We start from the raw sequence: 812 nt of genomic DNA on the forward strand, positions 1-812 counted from the left end.
GATGGTAATGTCGCTTACTCGGTAGACGAAGATGGCTCAATTACCCTAAGCCAAGAGCAATTACTGGCTAATGCATCTGACATCGATGGTGACAGCCTAAGCGCTGAAAACCTCAGCGTCGGCGATAATGCCACCGTGGTGGCTAACCCCGATGGCAGCTTCACCATCACCCCAGATGCGGACTTTAATGGCGATTTAGACTTAAGCTTTGATGTCTCTGATGGCACTACCACAGTAGCAACAGGTGTTGATTTAACCGTTAACCCAATCAACGATGCCGCAGTCGCACCTGATGTCGCATTCGAGATGAATGAAGACGGCATTATCATCATTACCGATGAGCAGCTACTGGCTGGCGCTACCGATATCGATGGTGATGACCTATCAATTGATTCAGTCACTTACACCGGCWCCGACGGGGTACTGACCGACAATGGTGATGGCACCCATAGCTTTGCGCCAAACGAAAACTTCAATGGCGATGTGCAATTAGAATTTGGTGTTAGCGATGGCACCGTTGTGACCCCAGCAAACATTGATATCGCAGTTGCCGATGTCAACGATGCGCCGGTTGCAGGCAGCACAAGTTACACAGTCAACGAAGATGGCCAAATCACCATTAGCGCTGAGCAGTTACTGGCAAACAGCAGTGATGTGGATGGCACTGTCAGTCTAGACTCAGTGTCTTACTCAGGCACCGACGGCATATTAACGAATAATCTTGATGGCTCGGTTACTTTCTTCCCGAATGAGAACTTCAACGGTGACATCAGTCTTGATGTAGTGGTTATCGACGATGACGGCGCCACTGC

At 49.6% G+C, this 812-nt stretch carries 1 protein-coding gene; it reads left to right on the top strand.

Translation table 11 applies throughout. From position 1 onward, the window contains the following. Positions 1-812, top strand: an 812-nt coding sequence (locus BM739_RS19875) for a cadherin-like domain-containing protein (RefSeq protein ID WP_139326946.1), incomplete at both ends; no start/stop codon positions are given.

This window comes from Shewanella sp. UCD-KL21 (assembly GCF_001957135.1).
GTDB lineage: Bacteria > Pseudomonadota > Gammaproteobacteria > Enterobacterales > Shewanellaceae > Shewanella.